8 protein-coding genes are annotated in these 9,897 nt (G+C 53.6%); 5 read left to right on the top strand and 3 right to left on the bottom strand.

What is annotated here, in order from left to right; all coding sequences use genetic code 11:
* The first annotated feature begins 66 nt into the window (after positions 1-66).
* From ABF979_RS14640 to ABF979_RS14620, 5 genes are all read left to right on the top strand, one after another.
* A complete protein-coding gene (locus ABF979_RS14640; RefSeq protein ID WP_415560535.1) occupies positions 67-618 on the top strand; it encodes a sorbitol dehydrogenase family protein in 552 nt (183 codons plus the stop codon).
* Between the two features lie 19 nt (positions 619-637).
* Entirely contained in the window at positions 638-2,098 is a 1,461-nt protein-coding gene (locus ABF979_RS14635) for a cytochrome c (protein WP_415560534.1), read from the top strand.
* 20 nt (positions 2,099-2,118) lie between these two features.
* Positions 2,119-3,753: a GMC family oxidoreductase gene (locus ABF979_RS14630; RefSeq protein WP_415560533.1), complete on the top strand. Its 1,635-nt coding sequence runs from the start codon at positions 2,119-2,121 to the stop codon at positions 3,751-3,753.
* A gap of 113 nt (positions 3,754-3,866) precedes the next feature.
* Complete coding sequence (locus ABF979_RS14625) at positions 3,867-4,268, top strand: GlcG/HbpS family heme-binding protein (protein WP_371822736.1); 402 nt, start codon at positions 3,867-3,869, stop codon at positions 4,266-4,268.
* Positions 4,265-5,722 (top strand): carbohydrate porin, encoded by a 1,458-nt coding sequence (locus tag ABF979_RS14620; protein WP_415560532.1) that lies wholly within the window; start codon positions 4,265-4,267, stop codon positions 5,720-5,722. The genes ABF979_RS14625 and ABF979_RS14620 overlap by 4 nt, the downstream gene beginning before the upstream one ends.
* Before the next feature lie 185 nt (positions 5,723-5,907).
* Here ABF979_RS14620 and ABF979_RS14615 read toward each other — a convergent pair whose 3' ends face one another.
* The 3 genes from ABF979_RS14615 to ABF979_RS14605 all read right to left on the bottom strand — a co-directional run bounded on the left by ABF979_RS14615 (position 5,908) and on the right by ABF979_RS14605 (position 9,779).
* Complete coding sequence (locus ABF979_RS14615) at positions 5,908-7,929, bottom strand: GAF domain-containing protein (protein ID WP_415560531.1); 2,022 nt, start codon at positions 7,927-7,929, stop codon at positions 5,908-5,910.
* Between the two features lie 320 nt (positions 7,930-8,249).
* The gene (locus ABF979_RS14610) at positions 8,250-9,110 is read right to left on the bottom strand and encodes a glucose 1-dehydrogenase (RefSeq protein ID WP_415560530.1); all 861 of its coding nucleotides are present in this window, start codon (positions 9,108-9,110) and stop codon (positions 8,250-8,252) included.
* 156 nt (positions 9,111-9,266) lie between these two features.
* Positions 9,267-9,779 carry a hypothetical protein gene (locus ABF979_RS14605; protein ID WP_215768928.1) on the bottom strand — a complete coding sequence of 171 codons (513 nt, stop codon included), beginning with the start codon at positions 9,777-9,779 and terminating at the stop codon, positions 9,267-9,269.
* Between the last annotated feature and the right edge of the window lie 118 nt (positions 9,780-9,897).

Genomic DNA, 9,897 nt, shown 5'->3' with positions numbered 1-9,897 from the left:
CTATTATTGGGGAGAAAAACGGATGAAGAGGCATAACGTATCAAACTATGTCTCTGGAGAGCGCCGTTGGAAAGAATTCCTGAACCCCACCCTGCCCCGGTTTTCCTCTCCCGCAGGCGGCTCCTAGCTTTTTCCGGCGCCTGCATTACGGCCGCTGCTATAGGCACAGTGACGAAAGGTTCTGCTCAAGAAATAGTCGCGTCAAATCGAGATGGCGTTTCGGATTTCATGCAACTTTCAACCTTCGCCACAGGTCATAAAAATCTGGATCTCAGTATAGGATCTGCATTGCTCCTTGCTCTTGAAGCGCAGAACCATGGCTTTTCCGGTCAGGTAGCATCGCTTCGCGACCGTATTGCCAAAAACGGCTATCAGGATGTTGAAGCGCTGGACGCTGCGCTTCAGGGAGACCCCCTGCACCCGACGCTCCTTCAGATTATCCGTGCCTGGTATGCGGGCGTCATTGAAAGTGGAACAAACGCCAAGGTTTATGCCTTCGAGAAGGCGTTGATGTACCAGTCATCTCGCGATGTCGTCGTCATCCCGACATATGCCCATAACGGGCCGAATTACTGGGTTGCAGAGCCCGGTTCCGTCGATGCCATGCCGGAATTCTAAGGAAATTATCTCAGTGAACATGCGATATTTTCGTCCTCTGTCCGGCACTGCCCTGACGACCGCTCTGCTTTTCGCAGGACCGTCTGCGTTCGCGCAGCCGACAGAGCCGACCCCAGCTTCAGCCCATCATCCATCGATCAGTCGCGGTCATTATCTTGCGATTGCAGCTGATTGTGCCGCTTGTCATACCAATGGACGGGGTGGCCAGTTTCTGGCTGGTGGATATGCCATAGCATCTCCAATGGGGAATATTTACTCCACAAATATTACACCTTCGAAAACATATGGCATTGGAAACTACACACTAGAGCAGTTTTCCAAAGCTCTGAGGCACGGCATCCGTGCAGACGGGGCACAGCTTTATCCGGCCATGCCGTATGACGCCTATAACCGTCTGACGGATGAAGACGTCAAATCGCTCTACGCCTACATCATGAACGAAGTAAAACCCGTAGACGCGCCATCACCCAAAACGCAGCTTCCCTTCCCGTTTTCCATCCGTGCGTCTCTGGGTATCTGGAAAATTGCGGCGCGGATTGAAGGTAAGCCCTATGTCTTCGACCATACCCACAACGATGACTGGAACCGCGGTCGTTATCTGGTCGATGAACTTGCGCATTGTGGGGAATGCCACACGCCTCGCAATTTCCTGCTTGCACCCAATCAATCCGCCTATCTGGCTGGCGCAGATATAGGGTCATGGCGTGCGCCGAATATCACAAATGATCCCGAGAGCGGCATTGGTGACTGGTCGGATCATGATCTCTACCAATACCTGAAAACCGGCCAAACCGCTCATGCGCGGGCGGCTGGACCAATGGCTGAAGCCGTCGAACATAGTCTTCAGTACCTGCCTGACGCGGACATTTCGGCTATCGTGACCTATCTCCGTTCGGTCCCGCCTAAAGCAGAAGCTGGGCAGACCGTAGCCAATTTCGCTCACCTCGGTCGTCCATCAAGTTATAGCGTGGCCGACGCGAATGCGCGCCGTAACAACAGCACCCTCTCCGGGACAACGGACGGTGCAGCGCTCTATGAAGCTGTCTGCGCGAGCTGCCATCAGTCGAACGGCAAAGGATCTCCTGACGGGTATTATCCGTCTCTTGTGGGGAATACGACGACTGGTCAGCGCAATCCGAACGATCTGATCGCCAGTATTCTTTATGGCGTCGATCGCACAACGGATGACCACGAAATTCTGATGCCTGCGTTCGGCCCTGGTTCGCTGGTGCAGCCATTGACGGACGGCCAGATCGCCGCGATCGCCGATTATGTTCTGAGCCACTTTGGCAACGCGCAGGCCACGGTCTCCGCCGATGCGGTCAAGCAGGTTCGTATTGGCGGCAAGCAGGTCCCTCTCGCCAAACTCGCAAGTCCGGGCGTGATGCTCCTTCTCGGTGCGGGCGGCGTCTTTGGGGCCATCGTCGTAGCGGGTGGCGTTTGGTGGCTGATCAGCCGTCGCAAACAGCGTGTCGCTTAATAGAATTCAAAGGTAAAATCATGTCTGGTGAAACGCTTTCGGCTGATGTCGTCATTATCGGAGCAGGAATCTGTGGGTCCTTGCTCGCCCATAAACTCGTCCGCAACGGTCTTTCTGTGTTGCTGCTGGATGCCGGTCCCCGTCGTGATCGCTCGCAGATTGTGGAGAACTGGCGGAATATGCCGCCTGACAATAAGTCCCAATATGACTACGCAACGCCTTATCCCAGTGTTCCCTGGGCTCCGCATACCAACTATTTTCCGGACAACAATTACCTGATCGTCAAAGGCCCGGACCGTACGGCCTACAAGCAGGGCATCATCAAAGGCGTTGGTGGCACAACCTGGCATTGGGCAGCATCGAGCTGGCGGTATCTGCCGAACGATTTCAAGCTGCATTCCACGTATGGCGTGGGACGTGATTATGCCATGAGCTACGACGAACTCGAGCCTTATTACTACGAGGCAGAGTGCGAAATGGGTGTGATGGGTCCTAACGGAGAAGACATCACGCCGTCTGCGCCCCGCAAGAACCCTTGGCCCATGACGTCCATGCCCTATGGGTATGGAGACCGCACTTTCACTGACGTGGTTAGCAAGCTCGGCTTTTCAAACACGCCCGTGCCACAGGCTCGCAACAGCCGTCCGTATGATGGTCGCCCTCAGTGCTGTGGAAACAACAACTGCATGCCGATCTGTCCGATTGGCGCCATGTACAACGGGGTCTATGCCGCACTGAAGGCAGAAAAGCTGGGGGCCAAAATCATCCCGAACGCTGTCGTTTACGCGATGGAAACGGATGCCAAGAACCGGATTACGGCAATCCGCTTCTATGATCCTGAAAAACAGTCTCATCGTGTCGTTGCCAAAACGTTCGTCGTGGCTGCCAACGGCATTGAAACACCCAAACTGCTTTTGCTCGCAGCCAATGATCGCAACCCCAACGGTATTGCAAACTCATCGGACCTTGTTGGCCGGAACATGATGGACCATCCCGGCATCGGTATGAGCTTCCAGTCTGCTGAGCCTATCTGGGCTGGCGGCGGTTCGGTTCAGATGAGCTCCATCACGAACTTCCGTGACGGTGATTTCCGTTCCGAATATGCCGCGACACAGATCGGCTACAACAATACGGCTCAGAACTCCCGTGCGGGTATGAAAGCGCTGTCTATGGGGTTGGTTGGTAAGAAACTGGATCAGGAGATCCGTCGTCGTACCGCTCATGGCGTGGACATCTATGCCAACCATGAGGTCCTCCCTGACCCAAATAACCGTCTTGTGCTCTCTAAAGATCACAAAGACGCTCTCGGTATTCCACACCCGGAAGTCACTTATGACGTGGGAGAATATGTGCGTAAGTCGGCGGTCATTTCCCGGCAGCGTCTGATGGACATTGCCAAGGCCCTTGGAGGAACGGAAATCGAGATGAGTCCGTTCTTTACGCCGAACAATCACATCACCGGGGGCACGATCATGGGCCATGATCCGCGTGATTCTGTCGTGGATGAATGGCTCAGAACCCATGATCACGCCAATTTGTTTCTCGCAACGGGCGCAACAATGGCGGCGTCTGGAACGGTGAATTCCACTTTGACGATGGCTGCGCTCTCACTCCGCGCTGCCGATGCCATTCTCAATGACCTGAAACAGGGGTAAGTGTTTTGTACAAACTATTTCAGCGCCGGACCGCTGGCGCCGTCCTAAGTATTTTCGTCGCAGCATCAAGTCTTACAGGGTTTGCATCAGCGAAGGATCTGACAGTGAATTTGGTGACCTCAAATACCCTCATTGACCAGGCCAAGAAGCTGGCTGCGGCCAGTCATGCCCGTGTCGCTATCGCTATTGTCGATGCAGGAGGAAATCTGGTGTCTTTCCAGAAGATGGACGGGACACAACTCGGGAGTATTGAACTGGCCATCCGTAAGGCCAAGACGGCGCTGTCTTTCGCGCGCCCGACTGCTGACATGGAACATGCCCTCAACAGCGGGAATTACATGATCAGCACGCTACCGAATGCCCTTCCCGCCGGCGGTGGATACCCGATCATGGTGAACAACGAACTCGTGGGAGCGCTTGGCCTGAGTGGTGGCGAAGGTGAAACTGATGCCCATCTCGCGCAGTCCACAGTCACCACCTTCCTGAAGACTTCAAAGACAACGAGCACTGAATGAAAACCCGACGTCCAATGCACAGGAAAAAACTCGCTGGATTTTTCCTGTGCGCGGCTTTGGGTATCATTGGTCCCGGCCGTCAGGCGCTCGCGCAGAGCGAAACTTCCCAGAACCTTGCGACACCTGAATCCTACAAGTCCCGTGCCTTTGCGATGGAAGGCATGGGCACGTTCGCGGTCGGTCCCCTCGTCCCGTCTCTGTATGGAAATCCTCATTTATTCGGAGACTGGGGTGGTGCGCAGACATGGCTTACAAAGCACGGCATGTACCTGAATGTCGCGCTCAATGAAGAATATATGGCCAATATCACAGGTGGCCGCACGCGTGATAATGTGCTGGCCGGTCAGGTGGCTGCCGAGCTGGATGTGGATTGGCAGCAGCTTGCCGGTGTGAAGGGTCTCTGGACGCATCTTCTCGTCATTAACGGTCATGGGCGCAGCTTCAGCCACACACTCGGCGATTCAGTGACCAATCCTGAACAGATCTACGGTGCCCGCGGTAACGTTGTCGCGCATCTTGTCTCAATGTATGCGGACAAATCCTTTCTGAATGACCGTATTATCCTGTCTCTTGGCGATATTCCCACGGGCAGCTTTTTCGCTTTTGATTACGTCGCTTGTTCCTTCATGAATGTCTCTGTTTGCAGTAATTTCGCTCCTGGGAAGTACGTCCCAGGCGGCCGCGATTGGCCGTCTGGAAATCTTGGTGGTGTGTTGCGTCTTCGGCCAACGGAGCAGACCTACATCATGGGAGGCGTCTTCGCGGTTTCGCCCCATAGTTACAACGGCGGCATCTCAGGCTGGGCTCTGGCTCAGAGTGGATTGGGTAAGGTCTCGTCGCAGATTGAAATCGGGTGGATGCCGTCTTTTGGCAAGAATAAGCTGCGAGGCAATTACAAGCTTGGCGCCTGGTACGATAACTCGCGCTACCCGAACCTGTACGAAGACGTCCATGGTAACTCCTTCCAGGCTACGGGCCTTGGGCGGCGCTATGAAGCCGGGATGACGTCCGCCTGGTTCATGTTTGACCAGATGCTGGTCCGTAATGGGCAGGGCGTTACCGATGGGCTTATTCTTATCGGCGGTGTTGGATATGCGCAGGGCAATCTTGTTGCCATGCGGGATCATGAATGGATCGGCATAGTCGATAGCGGGACGCCGTGGCATCGGAGTGGTGATCAGGCCGGTATCATGTTCCAGCATATGGACATGAGCCATACCGTGACGCTTCAGCAGGAATCATCGCTGGCGCTTGGTCTGCCGTATCTGGATAATCAGTGGGGCCCTGTTTACGGGGTGCAGCACTGGGAGAACGTGTACGAAGCGTTTTACAGCACCCACATTATGCGAGGCACAACGTTGCAGGCGGATTTCCAGTATCTCCAACGCCCAGGGGCTACGACCACCTTCAAGGACGCCGCCGTTATCGGGGGGCAGCTGACAGCGAACTTCTAAGATTTCAGTAGAGAATTTGCCAGATTGGTTGGCGTGATCAACCTGAATGGCGGCTCTCTACTGAATCGTTTATCAATGATTTTAAGCTAGGTTATCGAGACACAGGATTTGTGATCAATATATGGAATTTCCGTTAATCCTGCTTCCTGATACGGGGCTTGATCAAGGAAAAAGTGCGTAGTTGTTTACTGCCGAGCCATGGAGACAGTAGATGCCGTCATCTCCACGCGCAAACCTTCGGCGTCATAGTGAATTTCTGTTGTCCCCTGATGTCCAAGACCAGCTTTTAGCAGTCGAATTCCAAATCCTGTTCGGGTAGGTCTTGTTACCAACGGGCCACCAATTTCGCGCCATACCAATATCATGGTCGTTTCAGGGCCGTATCCTTCAGTGGTCCAGCTTAAATCTACCAGCCCCTCAGGAGCATTGAGTGCACCATGTTTCAAGGCGTTCGTCGCCAGTTCATGGAAGACCATTGAGCAGGACGTTGCAGTGTCCGGACCGAGACACAGGAAGGGCCCGTTGACTTTAACCCTTTCTTTCACCCCTAGCGGAGCCAGAACGCCTGCTGCGAGGCTGGCAAGATCAGTAGATCGCCAGTTTCTTTTCATCAGCAGATCATGCGCAGAGCCCAGTGCGATCAGGCGGGCTGTAAATGTCGCGAGCGCGCTTTGGTCATCAACGCCACGAAAACCTTGATGGGCAAGGCTTTGGACAATGCTGAGTGTGTTTTTCAGTCGATGCAGGATTTCATGGTTGATGAGGTCCTGTCGAGCAATCGTGTCCCACTCGTCCACACCCGCAAAAATTCTGTCGGCGGCCGTGCGAATGAAAGACGTTTCGTCCACTGTCCATTCGCGCGCTTGAGAGCAATGCACGAAAAGGCACCCTGTCAGTTCGCCTCCTTTAATTTTTGGAACGAGAACCTGCGCAACAACCTGTACGGCCTGATAGGCTTCCTGTTCGACATTCATCCACGATGTATGGGTAATATCGTCCAGGATGAAGACAGACCCTCCGCGGAGGAAATCTGACGTGTGCCGGAAGGCCTCAAACGAAAACTCTCCACTGATGGGAGGGATGTCGGCCGCGCACCAACTCTGCTCCACCGTAAAGCGTTCGTCGCGCATTGAGATGCGCGCGAAACCTACCCGCTGAACGTTAAGGCGATTTCCCATCAACTGGCAGATTTCTTCCAGGACCTGCTGGCGCGTTTCGGCGGTCCGGAGTGCGTCACCAATCGCGAGGAGTGTTGTCAGCCGGGCGGTGGCATTTCTTTCGGGCGTCACATCCTGCAAGGTACCGATCAAACGGATTGGTCGACCTGTCTCGTCATGATCCAGAATTCCCTGACGCAGAACCCACCGTTCTTTCCCGTCGTCAGAACGCAGGATGCGATATTGCAGTCGTAATGGAGCAGTCCCTTCAAGGATCCGGTTAAGCGTAGGGACTGTAGCCTTGTCGTCAGGATGGATTAAGGCGACCCATTGCTCCGCCGACAACGTTGGTGTCTGAGTAAGGCCTGCAATACGGCAGACTTCTGGAGATACCGTAATGTCTCCCGACACAAGATCATATTCGTAGATCCCAATGCCACCGGCAGCTCCTGCAGCCTGCTGAAGCGCATATTTTTCCAATGCATGACGGCGTTCTGCTTCGGCTTCACGTGCCCGTTTTGCGGCGCGCTGACTACGAAGCTGCTGGGCTGTAAGGCGACGTTCCTGCGTAACTGCGGCCTGCCTCAGATCCATCAGGCGCATGGATTGTCGGGCAAGCGCTGCGAGGCCGTCTTTCTGGGGGGAAGACAACCCATTCGGCCGTGTCGCAAGATCGACAACGCAGAGTGTCCCAACCACTTTTCCCTGAGTATCGAACAGCGGGTAGCCCGCATAAAACCGCAGCCCTGGCGTTCCACAGACGAGAGTATTCTTCTGGGTGTGTGGATCGGCCAGCATGTCTGGAATGACAACGGGCACCTTGAGGGCAATAACCTGCCCGCACCCGGAATTTGCCAGTGGCCCAAAAGGCTGGTCCGTACCGACGCGTGCTGAAAACCATAGCCTTTCCTGATCCAGTATGCTGATCAGGGCGATGGGCGTTTGACACAAAGCTGCTGCAGCGACCGCAATGTCGTTCAGGTCGGGGTCGGAAAAAGCCGCCAGATCCCCATAGGGATTTACCCTATCCAATCTATCGGCAGCGCCCATTCTCAAGGTGTATCCAAATCCTGCATGATTTTTAGTATAGTGCGAGTGGTGGCTGGCTCCAATCCCGTTTCGATGGAACGTATCGTCACGGTAATTAAATAAGGTGTGTTTCGCGCTTTGAATGACAGATTTTTGCGGCTGTTGAAAAAATTCCCAGTGAAGAAAAGAGCTGTTGCCACATGGTGGCGGCATAAACTCCCCGAATTTCGGGTCCATAACCTGTCAGATATGGCGGTGAACTAAATTTTTTCTCCTCCCAGATGGATTTTGATCTGGGAGGAGTGAGATTACTACGATTTCAGGAAGGCATGATCGGGAAATTATCCGTTAATGATCATGCCGCCATTCACATGGAGTGTTTGGCCCGTCACGAAGGATGCGTCGTGGCTTGCAAGGTAAACATAGGCCGGCCCGAGCTCGGAAGGATCCCCGCACCGTCCCATAGGAGTATCCTTCCCCAGATCTGCGACAGACTGGGGATCAACCGGCCCCCAGCTTGCTGGCTGAAGTGGTGTCCAGACTGGGCCGGGAGCGACTGCATTCACGCGAATGCCCTTGGAGACCAGTTGCAACGCTAGCGCACGGGTAAAGCCCATTTCTGCGGCTTTGGTAGTCGAGTAAGCCAGAAGGGCTTTATTGCCTGCAAAGGCGTTGATGGAGGACGTATTGATAATGGCACTTCCCTCTTTCAGATGTGAGAGAGCGGCGCGGACCAGAAAAAAGTAACCGTTAATGTTGGTGTCCATGTGTCTTTGCCATTCTTCGTCAGAGATGGCGCTGATATCTTCCTGCACGATCTGGATGCCGGCATTATTGACCAGGATGTCCAGCCCGCCCAGTTCCTTGACCGTCTGGGCAACAGCATCATTACAAACCTGACTTGAAGAGACATCCCCAGCAATAGCAAGACCTTTGCGACCTTCCTTTTCGATCAGTCGGACGGTCTCTTTCGCATCTTCATGTTCTTCAAGGTAGAGGATCGCGACATCTGCCCCTTCCCGGGCAAAGTGCAACGCGGCAGCGCGGCCAATTCCACTGTCTCCTCCGCTGATCAAAGCTTTTTTGCCTGTCAGCTTTCCGCTTCCTTTGTAGCTGGCACGAATATGTTCGGCCTTAGGTTGCATGAGACCTTCAAGGCCGGGCTGATGGTCCTGGGATTGGGGAAGTATATGGTCAGGCATGAAAAATATCGCTCCAAGATAAGGTCGATACCCTTACAGAAAGGGCGCTCCTGACATAATCAACACCTGGAACTGGAAAGTGTTTCCCTAATATGATCTCATAAAAATTTGAATGTAGTTTAAAATTATTTACAAAAAAACAAAATTATTGAGATGTCATTTTAGGTATAGATAAAATGGAATAAAGCCAAAGAGGGTCCAGGCTATGATAAATATGAAAGGCGCCTGATGAGCAAAGAGAGCTCCTCGCTGCGCCCGTCGCATCATATCGCGGGTCTCGTCCTCGTTTGGAGCTAGTGTGAAGTCAGTCAAGGCGGGGCTACGGTGATGCAACATTCTTTGCTTTCCCTCCCATTTACCAATTGCGGCATAAGCTGCTCTGATCCCAGGAAGCGCCATGACCGCGAGGACAAATCCCAATAGTGAAAACAAGGGGGGCAGCAGAAGAACCATACTATCTCCCCATCTTTTCGTAGATCCGGTCATGGCTGTCGCATAGGCGATCACCAGAAAAGCCTGTGATCCTAAAAGGGCCTGAAGGCGGCCATTCACCACTTCAGTCTCAAACCGAATTTCTGAGCGGTAAAACGCAAGCAGCTCATTATCTGTGGGATGACCCTGCGCAATAATCTGGCTGGTATCTGGGGACGGTGATGCGGTTTCTACCATCTGGACCTTCGGTAAGATTGGAATAAGGAATAGCGCTCTGCTGCCCTGCGAGTTTCCTAGTTTCGTGGCCCATTGGGTATTTTAAGTATTGATCGTTGTAAATAATATACAATATAAC

This window comes from Gluconobacter sp. (assembly GCF_047723935.1).
Classification (GTDB): domain Bacteria; phylum Pseudomonadota; class Alphaproteobacteria; order Acetobacterales; family Acetobacteraceae; genus Gluconobacter.
This window is presented reverse-complemented; position numbering and strand designations above follow the sequence as displayed.

Bases quoted from the DNA above. Each gene is read 5' to 3' on its own strand.
- ABF979_RS14630 (WP_415560533.1), top strand. From the start codon at position 2,119: ATGTCTGGTGAAACGCTTTCGGCTGATGTCGTCATTATCGGAGCAGGA.
- ABF979_RS14635 (WP_415560534.1), top strand. From the start codon at position 638: ATGCGATATTTTCGTCCTCTGTCCGGCACTGCCCTGACGACCGCTCTG.
- ABF979_RS14610 (WP_415560530.1), bottom strand. From the start codon at position 9,110: ATGCCTGACCATATACTTCCCCAATCCCAGGACCATCAGCCCGGCCTT.
- ABF979_RS14615 (WP_415560531.1), bottom strand. From the start codon at position 7,929: ATGGGCGCTGCCGATAGATTGGATAGGGTAAATCCCTATGGGGATCTG.
- ABF979_RS14620 (WP_415560532.1), top strand. From the start codon at position 4,265: ATGAAAACCCGACGTCCAATGCACAGGAAAAAACTCGCTGGATTTTTC.
- ABF979_RS14605 (WP_215768928.1), bottom strand. From the start codon at position 9,779: ATGGTAGAAACCGCATCACCGTCCCCAGATACCAGCCAGATTATTGCG.